The organism is Pseudoalteromonas sp. XMcav1-K, assembly GCF_044005875.1.
Lineage (GTDB): Bacteria > Pseudomonadota > Gammaproteobacteria > Enterobacterales > Alteromonadaceae > Pseudoalteromonas > Pseudoalteromonas spongiae.
In genome coordinates this window covers 1-19,435 of record NZ_JBIPJE010000022.1, presented here as the reverse complement: position 1 = coordinate 19,435, position 19,435 = coordinate 1, and the positions used below count along the sequence as shown (strand labels likewise).

Here is a 19,435-nt window from a genome sequence, read left to right as displayed (position 1 = left end):
GATTCTACGTAGTTTAGCTATAAAAGCAAGGATTGCTTAGGACATAGGTCCTCGCTTGGGTAAAAATACAAATATAAAAAAAGCGCCCGTCGGCGCTTTTTAATCATAACCTTAATTTTTAGCCACGTTATACCAATTCACTTAAGTAGCTAATCATCCTAGCGGGCTAAATATCATGCTAACTGCGTTAGAATTTATCAATGTAGAACAACTGCATAAGGAAAATCCCGCCTTGTTACCATTTCATTTATCCAGCGCTATCCCTGATCACATACTTAATAGAATTGGTATTAAGCATAGGTTTGATAGAGCGAAATTGCTTTATCAAGTTGCCCTGTTTGATTAAAACACTCAGCCGCAACACGCCAATGCTTGTTTGCGTTTTCTCTGCTCAACACTTTGTTAAATACCTTGCAGGCAAGCTCAAAATCACCTTGCGCTTTAGCGATGTAAGCCAGCGTTAGCAATAGTGTTTCATCTTCCGGTAACTTCTTTAATCGGCTTTGAATAAACTTTTGTGTGTCAAACAATTTAGTATTGTTGCACTTACTGAGGATTTGCCACACCTCGCGGTATTTATCACCCTTCGCTAGTTTTAATAAACACTTATCGGTTTGCTCTGGGGAAAATGAAGCAAGATTAGTAAGGTAATGAAACTCTGCTTTTTCTTTGAGTTTCTTCGGTAATTTACCGTAAGCACTGTTTAATGCATTTAAGTCTAACGCTGCAAAATAACGTTCAAATAACTGTTGCCACTGCTCATCACTAAGCGCATGTTTTTTCTCAAAACGACTTAGCTGATCATTAAGCGTTGACCAATCTTGTTGGGCTACTAAGTACTCGGCAAAATTAGCCAGTTCTAAATTAGTCGCTTTTTTGTTCTTAGTTATTTGCTCCATGCTTTCTTTGGCAAGCTCAGCTTGCTCACTTTCCACCAGCATTTGCGCAATATTTGATGCGTCTTGCTGCGCAACTTTTTCGAGATGTAATCGCGCATCGGCTTTATTACCACTTTCTAACGCGGCTCGTGCTGAAATGGCTTGTGCAATGCTTTCCCAACCTGCTGGTACATGGGCTTTTGCAAGACTTTGCTGTGCGCCAGTAAAATCACGGTTTATAAACTGCCAAACGCCCGTTTTTAAATTACTTAACTTGCGTTTATCGGCGCGCGATGCCCATTTAAAACGAGTAATACCATACAGTGATAAAACATAACGCAGCAATTTAAAAAGCACAAAACTAAACGCCGCTAGCAAAATAATTGCTATTACAAATGCGGTGATCGTGCCTTCAATGGTGTAGTCGTTAAAAGCAATTAGCACATAACCTTTTTCACCTATAGCCACTGGCGCGAGCGCAAGTACAACTAATGCAATAACAACCGTGATAATTGCCTTGCTCATAGTAGCTCCTTAATTGCAGCTGCAGAATTAAAGGTAATCTCTGGTGTGAACACAAGAGGCCTAGAATTTAATTCACTCAATTGATTATTAAGGTATTTTACATTCGCAGCTTGCACATCATAATAATTTTTAACTACGTTTTGTGCTTGTTGCAGTGCTGTAGAGAAAATGGCTGGCTGCTGCTTAGTAAGCGCAGTTTGTGCTTGTGCCATATAAAAACGTAATTGATGTCTGATTAATGCTTGCTCTTCTTGGCTTAATAACGGCTCTATCGGCGCTGTGCGTTTGCGCACTTTAATAAAGTCATCCACCAGCAAATCCCAACTGCGTTTTAAATTTGACTGCCAATCATCCACATTATTTGAAAGCGCCTGCGGATCAACTTTATCAGCTTCTTCCGGTAGCACCACCATATTAAGCGGTAGCTCATCAAGATTAGCGATTAACCCAGACAACTTTAAATATAAACCTTCAACATCAGCCGTTTGTACTGCTTGTAATGCTTGAATATCTTGATGTAGTGCCGCTCTAGCTTGCTGAGTACCCGGAAAGTTTTCAAGCAGTACATCTAAACGTGCCAGCATTGCCGCAGCGCCTAGATAATCATTTTGCACCAACGCCTTAAATTCTGCCATGCGGTAAAGGCTTTTCACTTCTTCACGATTTAGCTCTGGTGTTTGTTGGTTAGCAGCATGTAACTGTTGAGCAATTTTTTCATTAAGCGCCAGCTCTGCCTCAGATACCTGAGCCGATAATGCATTCTGCAATTGTTGATTTTGATTTTTTAATGCCAACGCCTGTGTATTAACTTGGGCAATCTGTTCAGCGAGCGTGTTGTTTTTGTTATTTAACTTAACGAGAAAATTTTTCTGTTGTTGAAATAAGGTATAGCCGTACCCTAATCCACCAACCGCAGTAAGTGATGCCAACAACGCAACAACAGCAATTGCCTTGCCTGAACCTGATTGCTTTGCCACGGCTGGTTTTGACGCGCTATTGCTCGTAGTTTGCGCCTTACTTGTTGGCTTTTCGCTAATCGTACTCTTTGCCGTTATGTCTTTTTCTTGTTCCATAGCGTGACTCTGTTGATGTTTATGTTGACCTGCAATGGCATTGATAATGCTATCATTATCAGCACCTTGGCAATTAATAATGTGTTTTACATTGGCTTTTTCTTGCAAGTAGTTAACGCAGCGCTCACTTACCAAGTAAACGGTTAGCTGCGATAACCAGGTTTTATTTGTCGCTATTGCTAAAAAGCTATCGATACTTGCATTGCTCGTTAAAACAATGGCATCTATACCATTCGCTTGCCAATTAGCCGCCATTGCGTCATTTAAGTTAGCATTCGCCAAACGCTGGTAAACGGCTAGCGGCTGAAAAATCGCTTCGCGCGCTTTTAATTCTTGCGCTAACTTATTGCGCCCACCTTTGCCTTTTACCAATACAATTTGTTTACTTGCCACATTGTTGAGCTCTGGCATGGCAAGCAAACCTTCACTGGTTTCAACCAGCGGGCTAGCACACGGCTTGTTAAACAGTTCGGTTACCGTTTCAGCGGTACTTTTACCAACAGCTAAACAGTGGCTATGTTTTGCTAGCTCAGGTTTTAACGCATGTAAAAAACGTGCGGCATCTTGTGACACAAAAAGCACAATATCGGCGCTTTCAAGCATAGCAAGTTGCTGTTCACTCACTGCAATTGCTTCAAGCGCCAGTAATGGTTGAATGGTGCTTTTAATCGCCATATTTGATAGGCGCTCAGCTAATTGTTGGCTCTTTTCCTCTGGCCGTGTGAGTAAGATATGTGTCACATGCACTCCTTGTTAGTTACCGTAAACTTCAGCAAGAATTTTATCAGCACCTTGCGATAATAAGTTATCAGCTACTTGCTCGCCGATTTGTTCTGCATTTGCTACATTACCTGCCAGTGTATGCTGCAAAATTACCGAGCCATCTAACGCGCCCACTAAACCGCGTAGTGTTAGTGTTTCCCCTTCAACCGTTGCAAATGCACCAATCGGAACTTGACAACCACCTTGTAACTTACGGTTCATTGCGCGCTCTGCTAGTACACGATAGCGCGTTTCTGTGTGCTCAAGTGGCGCAAGTAACGCTTTAGTTGTTTCGTCATCGCTACGACACTCAATGCCTACCGCACCTTGACCATTTGCAGGTAATGAGTCTTCAGCAGCAATAAAATCAGCAATGCGTTCTGGCATTTCTAAACGAATAAGACCAGCAGCGGCTAGAATAATTGCATCGTATTCACCGGCATCTAGTTTTGCTAAACGCGTATTTACGTTACCGCGTAAATCTCTAATTTCGAGATCAGGGCGCGCCGCTTTTAACTGACACTGACGACGTAGGCTCGATGTACCAACAATTGCTCCTTGAGGCAAATCAGCTAGCGACTTAAAGTTGTTTGATACAAATGCATCTCGTGGATCTTCACGTTCACAAATTGTGTGCAGTTCTAGTCCATCAGGGAATTCAACCGGAACGTCTTTCATCGAGTGAACGGCAATATCTGCGCGACCTTCCATCATAGCGACTTCAAGCTCTTTAACAAATAGGCCTTTACCACCGATTTTCGCCAGTGGTGTGTCTAAAATTTTATCGCCTTGAGTCGACATAGGCACAAGCTCAACCGTTAAATTAGCATGGTGCTTTTCCAGTTCAGCTTTTACAAACTCTGCTTGCCAAAGAGCCAACGCGCTTTTGCGCGTTGCAATACGAATAATTGGATTATCTTGAGACATAATTTTCCTACACTGACTCGCTACTGGTCAGTTACTTTAAATTGCTTGCTCGCCAACGTTTTTCCGTCGGCAATTAATTCTACACGCCACTCGCCTAATTGCAGTGCCGCTATATTTTTTGATGAATAGGTACGGTATCGCTCTGCAAATATTGAAAGTTCAACATCCGCTTGCAGTTGATCTTGAAAATACCACTTGTGGCGCACCACTTTGCCTTTTAAGCCGTTTACTTCAGTAAAGAAATACAATTTCTTGGTAAAGCTCGCCCTTGCGATTCGTTCACCAATAATATCAACTGGCTCTCGCGCTTTAATATCACGCGATAACAATGCTCGCGTTACACTTTGGGTATTCATTTTTGCGCCAAGTGCAATATCTGCTAAGTCGGCATTACTGTTTTCGTTTGCTTGCTGTTCAATATCGACGTTCACAGCCTGCTCTAATAACTCATCGCTATTTTCGGCTGTGTTTGGCAGACTATTATTCGTCACGCTTTCACTAACAACCGCTTCACTGTTATCAACATCCCTAGGATTGCTAAGCTCTAGCTCGACTCGCTGTTCAATCGCAGGTTGAGTTACAGAAGCTTTCTCAATTGGTAATTCAGCTGACGAAGACTGGCTTAAACCAACCTTTTCGGTTTCATTATCAGTGTTTTTAGCATTATTTACAGCCGATGTTATCGTTTTCACAACAGTTGAGCTGCCTTGTTGCACACTGGCTTTTGTTAATGATTGACTCGTTTCTTTTGGATATTCCGTATTTGGAAATAAGTACATAGTTGCCAAAACTAATACGACTACCACCAACAACAGCGCCGCAAAAACACGCGCCCAGCGCCATTGGTACTCAACTTCGCTCGGTTGTGCATTTTGCGCGGATTTGTTTTGCTTATTAGCCAATGTCGCCGTAATTTTTATCTTTTGTGCCACTATTCCTTCCTAGTTTAAGCGCGAAACCAACCAAGTACGGATCGCCTTAATTTCCTCTAAACACACTTGGTGTGCCATTGGGTATTCCTGCCAACTAACTTCATAACCCAATTCAAGTAATGTTTGATGTGCTGCTTTTCCTGCGCCTGTTGGTACCACGTCGTCAAAACTGCCATGAGCCATAAATACATTTAAGCTTGCTTGCTGCTTTTCGAGTTTAAGTTTAGCAGGCTCACACATATAGGTAGAAAGCGCCATAACACCCGCCAACTGATATGGTAAGCGAGGTGCTAAATACAATGACACAACGCCACCTTGCGAAAAACCCGCCAAAATAATATTGCTAGGCGCAATACCATTGTCGATTTCAGCATCAATTAATTGTTGTACTGCCGCAGCAGATTGTTGCACACCTTGTTCATCGGCGCGTTTATCTAGATCAAGAGATTTAATGTCATACCATGAGCGCATCGCCATGCCACCATTTATGGTGACCGGTTGAGTTGGTGCGTGTGGAAAAATAAATTTTACACCCAGTTCTGCAGGTAAATTAATTTCCGGTACGATAGGTGCAAAACCATCACCTGAGTCACCTAAACCGTGCAACCAAATTACCGTTGCTTTGTGACTTGATTGCGGCTCAATAATTACTGCGTCTAAACTCATTTATTCAGCTTCCCATGTAATGCTTGTACCCGCTTGTTTGCTCGCGGCATCATTCATAAATTGCCAGAACTCAGAGCCACTACGGTTATCAATCCATTTATCACCATGGCGCTCAAAATGGTGACCATTAAACTTAGTTGCTACCCACAACTGTTGTAAAGGCGCTTGTTTATTAAGAATGATCTTACTGTTATCAGGAAAAATAATTTCTAAAATTCCCGAGGCAGATTCATAGTCTAAGTCGACCTCGCAGGCATCAACTTGCTCTTCTAAGTTAATAAACAAATCATCGATTAACTGATGGTATTCTTGGTCTGTCATAGCTAAATTTCCAAATTGATTTTTTGATGCCAATAAAGCATAAGAAAAAACGTCAATATCCTGCGTTTTTGCGCTTTTTTCTGATAATCTCTATTCAATAATACCAACCGTGGCATTCACTTGTCAGTAATAAGTTTTATAAACAGACGATATGGTTAAATGTAAGAAATTAGTTTCAGTATTTATGAGTGTGTCATTGCTCACTTTAGCTGGTTGCGGTCAAAAAGGTCCTTTATATCTTGCCGAGCAAGATCAAGTGGAATCAAATCAACCAAAGCAGCAAACCGACGCTGATAAAGAGCAAAAGGAGCAGCAGTAATGGACTATTTTAACTATAACGATAACGAACTGTTTGCAGAGCAAGTAAAGGTTGAAGATATTGCCAAACAATATGGTACGCCTTGTTATGTATACTCGCGTGCTACATTAGAACGCCACTATAAGGCATTTTGCGACGCGGCAAGTCACCATAATCACCTTGTATGCTATGCCGTAAAAGCTAATTCAAACCTCGCTATTTTAAACGTATTGGCGCGTCTTGGTTCTGGTTTTGATATTGTTTCTAAAGGTGAACTGGCACGAGTAATTGCAGCCGGCGGCGATACCAGTAAAGTGGTATTTTCAGGTGTTGCTAAAACACATGACGAAATTACCTTTGCTCTAGAGCACAAAATCAAATGCTTTAATGTTGAATCAGAAGCTGAGCTTGAGCGTATCTCGCAAGTTGCAACTGAGTTGAACCTAAATGCGCCTATATCTATTCGTGTAAACCCAGATATCGATGCTAAAACGCACCCCTATATTTCTACCGGTTTGAAAGAAAATAAATTCGGCATAGATATTAAAATTGCGGTTGATGTTTATAAGAAAGCGGCGAGCTTACCTAACTTAGATATCAAGGGTATTGATTTTCATATTGGTTCACAGCTTACCGAAGTTGAACCTTTTATTGCGGCACTTAAAAAAGTAATCGCGCTCGTTAAAGAGCTTGCATCTCATAATATCAAACTAAGCCATGTTGACGTTGGCGGTGGTTTAGGTGTGCCGTATGCCCAAGAAGCACCTCCACATCCAAGTCAGTACGTTAGTAAAATCACCGAATGCTTAGCAGAATTACCCGATGTTGAACTAATTTTTGAACCCGGCCGCGCTATCGCTGCCAACGCTGGCATTTTAGTCACCAATGTTGAATATCTAAAACAAAACCAAAGTAAACACTTTGCGATTGTTGATGCAGGCATGAATGATTTACTGCGCCCATCGCTTTATCAAGCTTGGCAAAATATTATTGCAGTAAAGCCACGACAAGGTAAAACCGAAAATTACGATATTGTTGGCCCGGTATGTGAAACCGGTGACTTTTTAGGTAAAGACCGCGATTTGTGCATTGAAGCGGGCGATTTAATTGCCGTGCGCAGTGCCGGAGCGTACGGTTTTACTATGAGCTCAAACTACAATTCACGTCCGCGCGTAGCTGAAATAATGGTAGATAACGACCAAGTTCATGTAATTCGCCAACGCGAAACTATTGACGACCTATACCGAAACGAGTGTACACTGCCTTAAGCACAATCATAGTTTATATATATGCTAGTAAATTTTTCTAAAATGCATGGCTTAGGCAATGACTTTATGGTTATTGATAACGTCACGCAAAATGTTTTTATTTCAAAAGACCAAATTCGAAAGTTAGCAGATCGTAACTTCGGTATTGGCTTTGACCAATTACTAATGGTTGAGGCGCCGTACGATCCTGATTTGGATTTTCATTACCGAATTTTTAATGCGGATGGCTATGAAGTTGAACAATGCGGGAATGGCGCGCGCTGTTTTGCTCGGTTTGTGCGTATGAAAGGGTTAACCAACCGCCATCGCATTCAGGTCTCAACAAAGTCTGGCAATATTACCCTACACAATGAGAAAGACGGCAAAGTGCGCGTAAATATGGGCCACCCTAAATTCGACCCAGCAAAAGTGCCGTTTAAAGCGACCAAGCGCGAAACAACGTATATTATCCGTGAAGGCGAACATACAATATTTTGTGGCGTCGTCTCTATGGGCAACCCGCACTGCGTACTTGAAGTAGACGATATAAACTCAGATCAAATTACCAAGTTAGGCCCGTTACTTGAAAGCCATGAGCGCTTTCCTAAAAAGGCCAACATTGGTTTTATGCAAATAATCTCGCCAGAGCATATCAAACTGCGCGTATGGGAACGCGGCGCAGGTGAAACACTTGCCTGTGGTAGCGGTGCTTGTGCTGCTGTTGTGGTTGGTATTTTACAAAAGAAACTCGCCAACCAAGTTAAGGTTGAATTACCTGGTGGCGAATTAACAATAAATTGGCAAGGCGACGGTCACCCAGTAAAAATGACCGGCCCTGCAGAACATGTGTTTGATGGTCAAATCGCGATATGAATGAATTAGATGAACGCCAAGTTGTCGATTATTTAGAACAAAACCGTGACTTTTTACAAAAGCACCCCGAACTACTTGCGCGTTTATCCATTTACGACGAACCAAACGGCACCACCAGCCTTGTAAAGCGTCAACAAAGTTTATTGCAAAATAAAAATCGAGAATTAAACGATAAACTCTCTCATTTAATCGATAACGCAACCAATAACGAACACATTTTTAAAGTGCTCAATCAATGTCATCGACTGCTACTTAAAACCGATACGCTAGAAGCACTACAAGAAAAGTTAACACAAACCTTGTGCAAAGGATTTAATTTACTTGATTGCCAATTAATACCTTTTAATAGCGATACGCACCAAACGCTGCTCGATCAACGCTTTAGCGTACAAACCAGCTTTTTAGGACGTTTGAGTCAAGATGAGCAAATGCTGCTATTTCAAAAAACAGTTGCCTCGGTAGCTGTGTATCTGGTTGGCGACAAAAGTACGCCAACAGCCATATTAGCCTTCGCCAGCAGTGATGAAACACACTATCACCCAGAACAAAACAGTGTATTTGTTTTAGAATTTATTCAAGCCTTAGATATCAAACTGTCTCAGTTATGAGTGAGCAACAACCGCTAAGCGCAAGCTGGCAGCAGAGTATAGATTTATACATCGCTTTTGCGCGCAATGAGAAACACTATTCTACAGCCACCATCGATGCATACCTGCGTCATTTAGAAACATCAGCACACTATTTTTCGCAATTTGTTGCTAACTGGCAAGCGATTGAAGTTGAGAATGTAAAAGGCTTGCTTGCGAAGTTAAAAAGCCGCGAATTATCGGCTAGAACCATTAATTTACACCTATCGTGCTTGCGTAGCTTTTATAAGTTTTTAATTAGAAAGGGGCTTGCCAACGCGAATCCGGTAGAGCTCGTAAAAGGGCCGAAGTTCACCAAGCCGCTACCCAAAAACCTCGATGTTGACCAAGTAAATCAGCTACTTGAAATTGTACCTGAAGATAGCTTAGCAATTCGCGACAAAGCCATGATGGAATTAATGTATTCATCAGGGCTGCGTTTATCTGAGCTGGCTAGCCTTAATTTAACGGATAAGAGCGCGATCTTTAATGGCCTTCTAACCGTATTAGGTAAAGGTGGTAAAGAGCGGGTCATTCCCGTTGGGCGAAAAGCTATCAGCGCAGTAAAGGAGTGGCTTAAAGTGCGTGCAGAGTTTGCTAATCCCGACGAACTTGCTTTATTTACTAGTAAACAAAAACGCCGCTTGTCGATTCGTCAAATTCGTGCGCGCATGAAAAAATGGGGCATTGAACAAGGTTTAAGTGCCAATGTGCATCCACACAAATTACGCCATAGCTTTGCTTCACATATTTTAGAATCGAGCGGCGATTTACGTGCTGTGCAGGAGTTACTTGGCCATAGTAATTTATCAACTACCCAAGTATATACGCATTTAGATTTTCAACACCTTGCAAAGGTATACGACAATACGCACCCAAGGGCAAAAAAGAAGTAATATGATACGATTTAACCGAGCGATTTCTGCCGTAAAGGTGATTAGTTTTGATTTAGACGACACCCTTTATGACAACCGCCCTATCATTAAAAACGCCATAAAAGCTCAGCAAGACTACCTTGCTGCAATTCCCGAGTGGGCGGCGCAAAGCGGCGATTTTTGGGGCACGTGCCGAAACGGTTATGCACTTGAAAACCCAGAGATCATCAACGATGTCACACTATGGCGTCAAAAGGCATTATTGTGGGGGTTAGAAACTCTCAAAGTAGAAAATGCAGCATTTCACGCAGCACAAGCGTATAACGCATTTGCCAAAGCACGCAGCGATATTGAGGTCGCACCTGAAGTAATCGATTTACTCGCAGCACTTCGTAAAAAATACAAAGTGATTGCTATTACTAATGGTAATGTCGATGTAAACCAATTTAATTTAAAAGATAGCTTCGATTTAGTATTACAAGCAGGTCCTCACGGCAAAGCAAAACCAGCAAACGATATGTTTAATTTGGCTTGCCAGCAATTAGGTGTAAGTCAAAACGAGATTTTGCATGTGGGTGATAGCCTTGATTCAGATGTGCAAGGCGCTAACAACGCTGGCTGTTATAGTGTGTGGCTAGAAAATGCTTTTGTGCCTTACCGCTACAAAGGTTTAGCTGACATGGAAATAAGCGATATTTTTGCGCTCAAATCCCTGCTTGTTTAATAACTTAAGGAAATATCACGTACACGATATTTCCTTACATCACGTAATATAACCTCTCATCATTAATGACTTTAATAAGCTCATTACAGAACATATTCTGCACTCAATAAATAAGAGAGCAGTTATGTTTACAAAAGAATGGAAATTTAATCTCAAGCATCACCAAATCCACATTATCTATCATTGGCATAACGTCATGAAACTGTATGTTGATGGGGATTTAAGGGATTTTAGTGAACTCAATTTGTCATTTCGTGATGATGTACTTTTAAGGACTAACCTCTCCGAGATTGGTATTATTGACGTAACTCCTTCATGGTCTTTGCTTAGTCTTGAAGTCACAGTGCAACTTTCTCAAGCTTCAGACAGGTTTATCGTCTACTCCTCTCATGAGCGAGTACCCTTGCGGGCGCAGCGCCTTATTAGTAAATAACAGGCTTTGCAAACGGATACGTTGATGTACTTAATGGGCTTTAGCCTACTATTTTTACTCTCTTTGGCAGTGAAACGCCGCTTTCAATTTATCGTGAAAAACAGCAAATACGACATATTGAAAAGTGATTGCCAGCTTAACAAACGACTTTTTCTTAAAAAAATAACAACATTATAAAAAGGACTAACATTATGTATAAAGAATGGGAATTCGACTTAAACGACCATCACGTTCGCGTAACCAATAACTGGTTAACTGGGGTGAAGCTTTATGTAGACGGAAAGCTAAAAGGACGGAATGGATTTCCTGTTATGGGCCCTCTGCTAATTCTCTTTTTCCTTATCAGCGGTGACAGAGTTATCTCTCACTTTCAAGAAAAACAAAAAATAGCGCATATTGAGAATATCATTGCAACGTTACCTGAAAGCGAAAGAGCTACGTTTGTTAAAACGTACTTAGAAACAAAAAATTCAGAGCTTCAACAACCTACTCACAATGTAAAGGCTAACGAAAAAATCAATAGATAACTAACCCCTGTTTATAAAAACAGTATTCTATTTGGTATTAAATCAACTCCTGTTATACTTTTGCCAATTTTGGTAAAGAGTTAACTTCGATGGACGTTTCTGAATTATTAGATGGTTTAAATGACAATCAACGCGAAGCCGTTGCCGCCCCGCTACAAAATATGCTGGTGCTGGCAGGCGCAGGTTCAGGTAAAACCCGCGTACTTGTCCATCGAATTGCTTGGTTAATGCAAGTTGAGCATGCTTCGCCATACAGTATTTTTGCGGTAACCTTTACCAACAAAGCAGCCAAAGAAATGCGTAACCGTGTTGAAGCGACACTTAAAGCGTCTGTTGGCGGCATGTGGATTGGTACTTTCCATGGCTTATCCCACCGTATTCTTCGCGCCCATCATAAAGAAGCAAACCTGCCAGAATCATTTCAAATTCTCGATACTGACGACCAAGTGAGAATGATCCGTCGCTTGATGAAAGCAATGAACATCGACGAGAAGAAGTGGCCGGCCAAACAAGCTGCTTGGTATATTGGCGCTAAAAAAGACGAAGGTTTACGTCCTAAATATATTCAAGCGTTTGACCCTAATGAACAAATGATGCTGCGTATTTACACCGCTTACCAAGAAGCATGTGACCGTGCAGGTTTAGTTGATTTTGCCGAAATTTTACTGCGTTGTTTCGAATTACTACGTGACCAACCAACTTTACTTCGCCACTACCAACAACGTTTTCCGCATATGCTGGTAGACGAATTCCAAGATACCAACACCATTCAATATCAATGGTTAAAGTTAATTGCTGGTAAAAGCAACAAGATCATGATTGTGGGTGATGATGACCAAAGTATTTATGGCTGGCGTGGCGCGCGTATCGAGAATATAAAACAGTTTATTAGTGACTTTGATGCGCAAACAATTCGCTTAGAACAAAACTATCGTTCAACGGGTAATATTCTAAAGGCGGCAAACCATTTAATTGCCAATAACTCTGAACGTATGGGTAAAGAGCTGTGGACTGACGGTAATCAAGGTGAACAAATTGGTGTTTACGCTGCTTATAACGAACTAGACGAAGCCCGCTTTATTGTAAGTAAAATTAAGGCTTGGTTTGAGCAAGGTAATGCACTGCAAGACTGCGCCATTTTATACCGCAACAACGCCCAATCACGTGTACTGGAATCAGAATTAAATATTCAATCACCGCGAATTCCTTACCGAATTTACGGCGGTATGCGCTTCTTCGAACGTCAAGAAATTAAAGACGCATTATGCTACTTACGCATTGTAAATAACCGCAATGATGACGCGGCATTTGAGCGTATTATTAACACCCCAACGCGCGGCATTGGCGATCGCACATTAAGCCAAATTCGTGACTGTGCGCGTAGCGAATCATTACCACTTTGGTATGCAGCAAAAACCTTACTCGCAGAAAAACACTTAGCGGGGCGTGCTGCCAATGCGGTTAATTCATTTATTGAACTGATCGATCAGATTGAAGACAATATTCTCGATAAATCACTAGATAAACAAACTAAATACGCGATTCAAACATCAGGTCTAATGGCGATGTATATGGCAGAAAAAGGCGAGAAAGGCCAAGCACGCGTAGAGAACTTAGAAGAATTAATTAACGCTACTAGCCAATACGAACTGCCAGATGAAGAAGAATTTAGCTCACCCCTTGATGGCTTTTTAGCATATACCGCGCTTGAATCAGGTGAGGGGCAAGCAGACGAACACGAAGATGCAGTGCAAATGATGACACTGCACTCTGCCAAAGGCTTAGAGTTCCCTCTGGTATTTATGGCAGGCGTTGAAGAAGGCATGTTCCCGTCGCAACAAAGCCAAGAAGAAACCGGCCGTTTAGAAGAAGAACGTCGCCTGTGCTATGTAGGTATGACACGTGCCATGCAAAAGCTTTATATTTGTCACGCTGAAAGCCGCCGTTTATATGGACAAGAAAAGTTTCATAGCCCGTCACGTTTTATTCGCGAATTACCGGAAGATTGCCTAGATGAAATTCGTATTAAAACGCAAATTACAAAGCCTAAAACCACAGGCCGTTTTAGTAATACCATCAGTTTAGAAACCTTTAACGATACAGGCTTTAAACTCGGCCAGCGTGTAATGCACGGCAAGTTTGGTGAAGGTACAGTGCTAAACTATGAGGGTACGGGCCCACAGGCACGTATTCAAGTTAACTTTGATGATCATGGTACCAAGTGGCTAGTGACCATGTATGCGAAATTACAAGCGATGTAAATTATGCTGACTAACACCTGGCTTAACCAATTACACCAGTCGCTGCTAACGAGTAAGCATCGTCAGTTATTGGTTTTGTCAGGGTGTGAGCATTGGTGTTGGCAACAAGTTGATACCTTAAAAACGGTTTACCCCGATTTATTAACCCTGAGTAATCACCCTTCAGTTAATTTTTGGCCTGAGCATAATCACCAGTTATTAGGGCAAGAGTACAGCACAGTGGTGTTTGACGTAAATTCAGGGCTAATGCCAGACAAGCTAGCAACTGTGGCTGGTACGGTAAAAGCAGGTGGCCTAATCGTGCTGCTAATGCCAAGCTTTGAACGTTACATCAAGACAGCGGATCCCGCGTTTGCTCGTTTTCAAAGTGCCAATAAACCACACAAGCCTGTTTCACTTTTTCAAATTCGGTTAATTTCGCATTTTAAGAACGACGAGCACACTTTAATTGTTTCAGAGCAAAATGCACTGCCAGCAATCCCAATGTACGCTGCAACTGAGAGTTCTCAGTATCAACAACAGCAAGAGTTAGTGGCTGATTTAACCAAATTTATCACTAAGCGCCGCGCCACATTTTTACTAACCGCCGATAGAGGCAGAGGAAAATCTGCAACACTCGGCATGCTTGCCGCAAATTATGTTTCGCAAGGTAAGCGCGTAGCAATTTGTGCCCATCATAAGCAAACTGTTGCCACTGTATATAAACACTTCGAGAAATTAACTGATGATGACGTAAAGCTTGATTTTATTGCACCTGATGCATTGCTAAACCAAGCCACACACTACGATTTAGTATTAATTGATGAAGCGGCAACCTTACCTGTAAGCTTATTAAAAAAGGCGCTCGATTTACCGATAAAGCTTGGTTTTGCAACAACACTTCATGGCTATGAAGGCACAGGGAGAGGGTTTAATTTACGCTTTATTCCTCATCTAAAAGCTACGCACAACAACTGTTTTATTACAGAGCTATCTGCTCCAATGCGTTACGCTGAAAATGACCCGCTAGAAAATACCATTAACCAACTATTAGTGCTCGATGCGGACTTTAAGCAGCTAAGTATAAATCACCAAGACGACATTGCGTTTTACGCAATTTCACAGCAACAACTCATAAACGATAACGCATTACTTAAACAAATATTCGCTATTTTAGTGATGGCGCATTATCAAACTAGCGTAAATGACTTAAGACATATGCTCGATGGCAATAACTTGAAGGTGTTTGTTGCTGAACAAAATGGCATTTTATTAGCAGCTGCATTGGTTGCGCTAGAAGGTGAACTAACCGATCCGTTAGCATCACAAATTATTGCGGGGGAACGCCGTCCTCAAGGCAATATGCTGGCGCAATCTACTGCGTGTTTACTCGGCGAACAACACTTGCTTGCAGCTCGTTATGCTCGCATTGTGCGTATTGCCGTTAATCCTTATTGCCAAGGTGTCAATATTGGCACACAACTGTTAAATACCATTGAGAAAACGCTATCGCCTGATGTTGACTTTATAGGGGCGAGTTTTGGCGCAGAAGCCAAACTTTGCAACTTTTGGTTTAAGCAGAACTATCACATTATTAAACTCGGTGCCAAGCAAGATAAAGCAAGCGGTGAACATTCTTGCTTAGTCATTAAGGCTTCAAATGTTTATTTAGACCAACAGACATTGCTCAAATCCCATTTCAAGCAGCAATTTTTGTTTGAGTTAGCGCGTTCGTTTTCGCACCTGCCAAGCGAATTAGTATTAGGCATTAGCGCAAACTTGATTTCATCAAACCAGCAATACACTAGCAGCAATAACTTAGTAAAAAGATTTAGTGAAGGGCAAATCAGCTTTGACCAAGCACGCTTTGTCCTAGCTCAACAAGTTTATGTAAATCCTTGTTTACTAAATAAACTAGAAAGTATTTCTAGAAAGTTAATAATTAAGCTAGTATTACAGAATATGCCTGAGACTAAGGTCACCGAAGCTCTTGCATTAACGGGGAAAAAACAACTTAATTTTGCGCTAAAGCAAGCCGCTTATGAATGGTGTAATCACTATCCTAATCTCTAAACTAATCATTGTAATTTGCTGTATTCCGCTAGTTGTCTTTGCAACGCAGCAACCACCCATCAAACTTGGTATGTCGGCAGCGTTAAGCGGTCCATCGGCAGAGTTAGGCGTGCAATTGAAACAAGGAGCTGACGCTTATTTTAAGCAAGTAAATGCTAACGGTGGAGTAAATGGTCGAAAAATAGAATTACTCGCACTTGATGACCAGTATGAACCTCACCTCACGGTAAATAACACTCGACACCTAATAAATAACGCTAAAGTTGATGTTCTCTTCTCATATGTTGGCACCCCGACATCTAGTGCCATTCAACCCATTATCGATTCTCACCAAATTCCGTTTATTACCCCGTTCACTGGCGCAGACTTATTACGCCATAAAGATCATATTTTTAATTTACGTGCCAGCTATAACGACGAAGCAAAGGTGCAAATTGATTACTTAGTAAAACAAAAAGGGCTGACAAAAATTGCATTTTTAATTCAAGCTGACGAGTTTGGTCTTTCACTGCAAAATGCACTTACCAAAGCAATGTTGCCATATTCCTTAAAGCCAAAAGCCATTGCCAGATTCAAGCGAAATAGCCAAGATATTGAGCGCGCATTAGAAAAACTAAAGAAAAGTGGCGCACAAGCGATTTGCTTAGTTGGCACATATAAACCTTTAGCCCATTTTATTAATTTAGCCGACCAACAAGGCTTTAAACCGTATTATACAAGTGTTTCTTTTGTCTCAAGTAACGAACTTTTTGCACGCATTAAGCAACCCAGCAAAGTGCTAGTAACGGAAGTCATCCCGAGAGTTGATGGGTGTTATGAAGAATGGTGCAAACGCTTCAAGAAAACTATGGAAAGCGTAAACATTCACGATCCTACACGTGTACATTTAGAAGGCTTTGCGAATGCTTATGTCTTTTACAAAGCGGCTGAAGCATGTACCCCATTCTCACGCCAGTGCTTATTAAAACAACTTAATATTGTTAAGCAAGCGCTCGACAAACGTAAAAGAAACTATGTTGAATTTGCCGAAAAAGTTAAAAACAACACAGTTTTTTTAAATCATTTCACGTTTACTAAATAACAGGTATCGCCTGCTTAAGCATGGCTTCAATTTGATTCACAATCGCTTTATTGGTTGCATCGTCAAACGTTTTAATACGCGGTGTATGTATATGACCAGTTGGTACTTTCGTGCCTAATTGATTTTGCAAACGAATACTGCGATACGAGATCTCATTCGAAAGATAACCACCGCCACCACCAGAAACCGCCGTTAATCCATTTAACTCAGAAAGCGATTTAGGTTGTAACTCGCCTTTTTCTAACGTCACTACTTTTAAGTTATCGTTTACTTGATATTGCCCTTTTGCCTTTTGCATCGCAGCAACGGGCAAGCTAAATTCAACAAACTCATCACCCGAGAGAGTTTCGCCTGCTAACTTTGAAATAATTGGCGCTTCTTTTGTGCCACCTGATAGTACATTTAAATTATCTGGCGCAGTTACACTACGACGCTTACCAGGAAAACGCTCAAGATCAAAATGCTCTCTACCCATTGAAACAGTAGAAACTAAATCTACTTGTCCACCTAAGTAAATAGGCGCTAACAGTGATTCTATTTCACCTTGATCAAAATCCTCATAACGCACCGGTACAATAACCGCATTGATTTCGGCTTGCTTACCATTAAGCTCAATAACCTTTCCGTCTAACGCTAATGCCGCAAGTCCTGAAGGGTTACTTTGCGCAATATTTCTGTCCAATAAGAACGGATCAAAACCGGTAATAAAAATTTGCGTATCTGCGCTTTCACGGTAATCAATATCAGAGTACCCACGAGATACTGTTTCAAACACTTCTAGCAGACTATCTAGCTCGGCTTTTGAAAAATTAAGCGGCTTGTTCTTTAGTTGTGATTTAACCGCGAGGCGCTGCCAGTAAAGCGGTCTATCATCATATCGCTGGTTAGATTGCACCTGTGCTTTAACTTCAGACCATAACTTTGTGCCTACTTTCAAGAGTAACTGTTTAGCTTCTACGTAATTACTTACGGCTTGCCATTGTTTCGCAAATTGTGACATTGCTTTGTGATTAACTAAGCTTGCATCGACGGTGCTGAGTTTAGTTAATCGTAACTCTTCGACACTTTGCGAGATTACGTTTTGGTTTGCGTATGTATTTGCACTTAAAAACAGTGCTAAGCTGGTAATCAGTAGCTGGCGTTTATTTTTCATTACTAAACTATCTTTTAATATAATATTCGGTGAGTTAGCTACTTATCATACGTGCATTTTTGATAAGCTCAACTATGCTCTATTTAATAAATGAGAATGTTAGGAAAGAATCTTATATGGACTTTATTAATTTTAAAGTTGGCTCTAAGACGATCGCTTTAAAAATACTCGATATTTTATTAACAGAACGATATGAAAATAACCTAACCGAATTACCCAACGATAATAAAAGCTTTATTGGCGTAAAGGATTATTTAGGAACGCCAACACCCATCTTTGACCTTGGTATTGTTCTAAACAAAGAGTCGACTCAAGTTGCCAATCAAGCGCTTTCAGATTTACTTATTGCCAGAGAAAAAGATCATTTAGACTGGCTTGATGCATTAGAAAGTAGCCTCGCCAATGGCACTCCGTTCGAAAAAGCCAAAGATCCAGACAAATGCGCATTTGGCAATTGGTATAACAACTTCAAAACAGACAACGAAGAATTACGCGTAATACTCGACAAGTTCGATAAACCACATCGAGAACTGCATGCGATGGCAGAAGAATTGTTAAGTGTAAACGCTAACGACAGATCAGGAAGAGCCCTAACACTCTTCCATGAAAAGAAACGCAAGATATTTACCGTGCTCGTCAGGTTATTCCAAACAGCAAGAGAGCAGATCACTCTTGATTACAAACCCATTATCATCTTTACCACCAAAGACGGTAAAACCCCTCATATAGGCTTATTGGTAGATAAAGTGGAAGACTCGTTAACGGTCAATAAAGACGATATTAAACCACTAGAGCAATTAACTTCGGTAGGTTTTGATATCGACCCACAAACCCGTCATATGATGAAGGGACTGATAAATATGAATAATAAGCACAGCATTATTATCGACCCAACAGTGATTTTTTCACCGCAAGAAGAAGCCGAGATAGCTTAGACTCAAGGGTTCAGGGTTCAGGATTCAGGATTCAGGATTCAGGATTCAGGATTCAGGATTCAGGATTCAGGATTCAGGATTCAGGATTCAGCAACATTCTGAACTCTGCTTGCTTAACTCTAAAACCTTTTTTGTGTCTAAACGCAAAAAGCCCGCTCATTGAGCGGGCTTTCTACTTAATTAGGAGCTTGGCGATGTTCTACTTTCACATGGGCGAACCCACACTATCATCGACGCTGTTTCGTTTCACTTCTGAGTTCGGCATG

General features: G+C 41.2%; 19 protein-coding genes. 12 read left to right on the top strand and 7 right to left on the bottom strand.

Annotated features, from left to right (window positions below; genetic code table 11):
- Positions 1-290: 290 nt before the first annotated feature.
- The 6 genes from ACHSBP_RS02040 to cyaY are packed head-to-tail and all read right to left on the bottom strand — an operon-like array spanning position 291 to position 6,084.
- Positions 291-1,403: a heme biosynthesis HemY N-terminal domain-containing protein gene (locus tag ACHSBP_RS02040; protein WP_395388040.1), complete on the bottom strand. Its 1,113-nt coding sequence runs from the start codon at positions 1,401-1,403 to the stop codon at positions 291-293.
- Entirely contained in the window at positions 1,400-3,217 is a 1,818-nt protein-coding gene (locus tag ACHSBP_RS02035; protein WP_395388039.1) for a uroporphyrinogen-III C-methyltransferase, read from the bottom strand. Before ACHSBP_RS02035 ends, ACHSBP_RS02040 begins: the two co-directional genes overlap by 4 nt.
- Positions 3,218-3,229: 12 nt before the next feature.
- Positions 3,230-4,165 carry a hydroxymethylbilane synthase gene (gene hemC / locus ACHSBP_RS02030; protein WP_010562322.1) on the bottom strand — a complete coding sequence of 312 codons (936 nt, stop codon included), beginning with the start codon at positions 4,163-4,165 and terminating at the stop codon, positions 3,230-3,232.
- A 20-nt stretch (positions 4,166-4,185) separates the two neighbouring features.
- Positions 4,186-5,097: a DUF2914 domain-containing protein gene (locus ACHSBP_RS02025; RefSeq protein WP_395388038.1), complete on the bottom strand. Its 912-nt coding sequence runs from the start codon at positions 5,095-5,097 to the stop codon at positions 4,186-4,188.
- Positions 5,098-5,106: 9 nt separating this feature from the next.
- On the bottom strand, positions 5,107-5,763 hold the full coding sequence (locus ACHSBP_RS02020) for an alpha/beta hydrolase (RefSeq protein ID WP_395388037.1): 657 nt from the start codon (positions 5,761-5,763) through the stop codon (positions 5,107-5,109).
- The gene (cyaY, locus tag ACHSBP_RS02015; RefSeq protein WP_100914077.1) at positions 5,764-6,084 is read right to left on the bottom strand and encodes an iron donor protein CyaY; all 321 of its coding nucleotides are present in this window, start codon (positions 6,082-6,084) and stop codon (positions 5,764-5,766) included.
- 151 nt (positions 6,085-6,235) lie between these two features.
- On the opposite strand from cyaY, the gene ACHSBP_RS02010 reads away from it, so the two are divergent.
- From ACHSBP_RS02010 to ACHSBP_RS01960, 11 genes are all read left to right on the top strand, one after another.
- A complete protein-coding gene (locus ACHSBP_RS02010) occupies positions 6,236-6,403 on the top strand; it encodes a lipoprotein (protein ID WP_395388036.1) in 168 nt (55 codons plus the stop codon).
- Complete coding sequence (gene lysA / locus ACHSBP_RS02005) at positions 6,403-7,650, top strand: diaminopimelate decarboxylase (RefSeq protein WP_395388035.1); 1,248 nt, start codon at positions 6,403-6,405, stop codon at positions 7,648-7,650. The genes ACHSBP_RS02010 and lysA overlap by 1 nt, the downstream gene beginning before the upstream one ends.
- Positions 7,651-7,671: 21 nt before the next feature.
- Positions 7,672-8,502 carry a diaminopimelate epimerase gene (gene dapF, locus ACHSBP_RS02000; RefSeq protein ID WP_010562328.1) on the top strand — a complete coding sequence of 277 codons (831 nt, stop codon included), beginning with the start codon at positions 7,672-7,674 and terminating at the stop codon, positions 8,500-8,502.
- Positions 8,499-9,110 carry a DUF484 family protein gene (locus tag ACHSBP_RS01995; RefSeq protein ID WP_395388034.1) on the top strand — a complete coding sequence of 204 codons (612 nt, stop codon included), beginning with the start codon at positions 8,499-8,501 and terminating at the stop codon, positions 9,108-9,110. Before dapF ends, ACHSBP_RS01995 begins: the two co-directional genes overlap by 4 nt.
- Positions 9,107-10,024, top strand: a complete 918-nt coding sequence (gene xerC / locus ACHSBP_RS01990) for a tyrosine recombinase XerC (protein WP_395388033.1) — start codon at positions 9,107-9,109, stop codon at positions 10,022-10,024. The genes ACHSBP_RS01995 and xerC overlap by 4 nt, the downstream gene beginning before the upstream one ends.
- A 1-nt stretch (position 10,025) precedes the next feature.
- On the top strand, positions 10,026-10,727 hold the full coding sequence (locus ACHSBP_RS01985) for an HAD-IA family hydrolase (protein WP_395388032.1): 702 nt from the start codon (positions 10,026-10,028) through the stop codon (positions 10,725-10,727).
- A gap of 124 nt (positions 10,728-10,851) precedes the next feature.
- Positions 10,852-11,160 (top strand): hypothetical protein, encoded by a 309-nt coding sequence (locus ACHSBP_RS01980; protein ID WP_395388031.1) that lies wholly within the window; start codon positions 10,852-10,854, stop codon positions 11,158-11,160.
- Positions 11,161-11,351: 191 nt separating this feature from the next.
- Positions 11,352-11,687 carry a hypothetical protein gene (locus tag ACHSBP_RS01975; protein WP_395388030.1) on the top strand — a complete coding sequence of 112 codons (336 nt, stop codon included), beginning with the start codon at positions 11,352-11,354 and terminating at the stop codon, positions 11,685-11,687.
- An 89-nt stretch (positions 11,688-11,776) separates the two neighbouring features.
- Positions 11,777-13,948 carry a DNA helicase II gene (uvrD, locus tag ACHSBP_RS01970; RefSeq protein ID WP_395388029.1) on the top strand — a complete coding sequence of 724 codons (2,172 nt, stop codon included), beginning with the start codon at positions 11,777-11,779 and terminating at the stop codon, positions 13,946-13,948.
- Between the two features lie 3 nt (positions 13,949-13,951).
- The gene (locus tag ACHSBP_RS01965; RefSeq protein WP_395388028.1) at positions 13,952-16,000 is read left to right on the top strand and encodes a GNAT family N-acetyltransferase; all 2,049 of its coding nucleotides are present in this window, start codon (positions 13,952-13,954) and stop codon (positions 15,998-16,000) included.
- Entirely contained in the window at positions 15,969-17,081 is a 1,113-nt protein-coding gene (locus ACHSBP_RS01960) for an ABC transporter substrate-binding protein (protein WP_395388027.1), read from the top strand. Before ACHSBP_RS01965 ends, ACHSBP_RS01960 begins: the two co-directional genes overlap by 32 nt.
- Here ACHSBP_RS01960 and ACHSBP_RS01955 read toward each other — a convergent pair.
- Positions 17,074-18,234, bottom strand: coding sequence for a hypothetical protein (locus ACHSBP_RS01955; RefSeq protein WP_395388026.1), 1,161 nt, complete (start codon positions 18,232-18,234; stop codon positions 17,074-17,076). The genes ACHSBP_RS01960 and ACHSBP_RS01955 overlap by 8 nt on opposite strands.
- Positions 18,235-18,350: 116 nt before the next feature.
- Here ACHSBP_RS01955 and ACHSBP_RS01950 point away from each other — a divergent pair, with 116 nt between their 5' ends.
- Positions 18,351-19,169 carry a CZB domain-containing protein gene (locus ACHSBP_RS01950; protein ID WP_395388025.1) on the top strand — a complete coding sequence of 273 codons (819 nt, stop codon included), beginning with the start codon at positions 18,351-18,353 and terminating at the stop codon, positions 19,167-19,169.
- Positions 19,170-19,435: the final 266 nt, after the last annotated feature.

What these genes read in the sequence shown, in the direction of transcription:
- ACHSBP_RS02040 (WP_395388040.1), bottom strand. Translation starts at nt 1,403, where the DNA reads ATGAGCAAGGCAATTATCACGGTTGTTATTGCATTAGTTGTACTTGCG.
- hemC (WP_010562322.1), bottom strand. Translation starts at nt 4,165, where the DNA reads ATGTCTCAAGATAATCCAATTATTCGTATTGCAACGCGCAAAAGCGCG.
- ACHSBP_RS02020 (WP_395388037.1), bottom strand. Translation starts at nt 5,763, where the DNA reads ATGAGTTTAGACGCAGTAATTATTGAGCCGCAATCAAGTCACAAAGCA.
- cyaY (WP_100914077.1), bottom strand. Translation starts at nt 6,084, where the DNA reads ATGACAGACCAAGAATACCATCAGTTAATCGATGATTTGTTTATTAAC.
- ACHSBP_RS02010 (WP_395388036.1), top strand. Translation starts at nt 6,236, where the DNA reads ATGGTTAAATGTAAGAAATTAGTTTCAGTATTTATGAGTGTGTCATTG.
- lysA (WP_395388035.1), top strand. Translation starts at nt 6,403, where the DNA reads ATGGACTATTTTAACTATAACGATAACGAACTGTTTGCAGAGCAAGTA.
- dapF (WP_010562328.1), top strand. Translation starts at nt 7,672, where the DNA reads ATGCTAGTAAATTTTTCTAAAATGCATGGCTTAGGCAATGACTTTATG.
- ACHSBP_RS01995 (WP_395388034.1), top strand. Translation starts at nt 8,499, where the DNA reads ATGAATGAATTAGATGAACGCCAAGTTGTCGATTATTTAGAACAAAAC.
- xerC (WP_395388033.1), top strand. Translation starts at nt 9,107, where the DNA reads ATGAGTGAGCAACAACCGCTAAGCGCAAGCTGGCAGCAGAGTATAGAT.
- ACHSBP_RS01985 (WP_395388032.1), top strand. Translation starts at nt 10,026, where the DNA reads ATGATACGATTTAACCGAGCGATTTCTGCCGTAAAGGTGATTAGTTTT.
- ACHSBP_RS01980 (WP_395388031.1), top strand. Translation starts at nt 10,852, where the DNA reads ATGTTTACAAAAGAATGGAAATTTAATCTCAAGCATCACCAAATCCAC.
- ACHSBP_RS01975 (WP_395388030.1), top strand. Translation starts at nt 11,352, where the DNA reads ATGTATAAAGAATGGGAATTCGACTTAAACGACCATCACGTTCGCGTA.
- uvrD (WP_395388029.1), top strand. Translation starts at nt 11,777, where the DNA reads ATGGACGTTTCTGAATTATTAGATGGTTTAAATGACAATCAACGCGAA.
- ACHSBP_RS01965 (WP_395388028.1), top strand. Translation starts at nt 13,952, where the DNA reads ATGCTGACTAACACCTGGCTTAACCAATTACACCAGTCGCTGCTAACG.
- ACHSBP_RS01960 (WP_395388027.1), top strand. Translation starts at nt 15,969, where the DNA reads ATGAATGGTGTAATCACTATCCTAATCTCTAAACTAATCATTGTAATT.
- ACHSBP_RS01955 (WP_395388026.1), bottom strand. Translation starts at nt 18,234, where the DNA reads ATGAAAAATAAACGCCAGCTACTGATTACCAGCTTAGCACTGTTTTTA.
- ACHSBP_RS01950 (WP_395388025.1), top strand. Translation starts at nt 18,351, where the DNA reads ATGGACTTTATTAATTTTAAAGTTGGCTCTAAGACGATCGCTTTAAAA.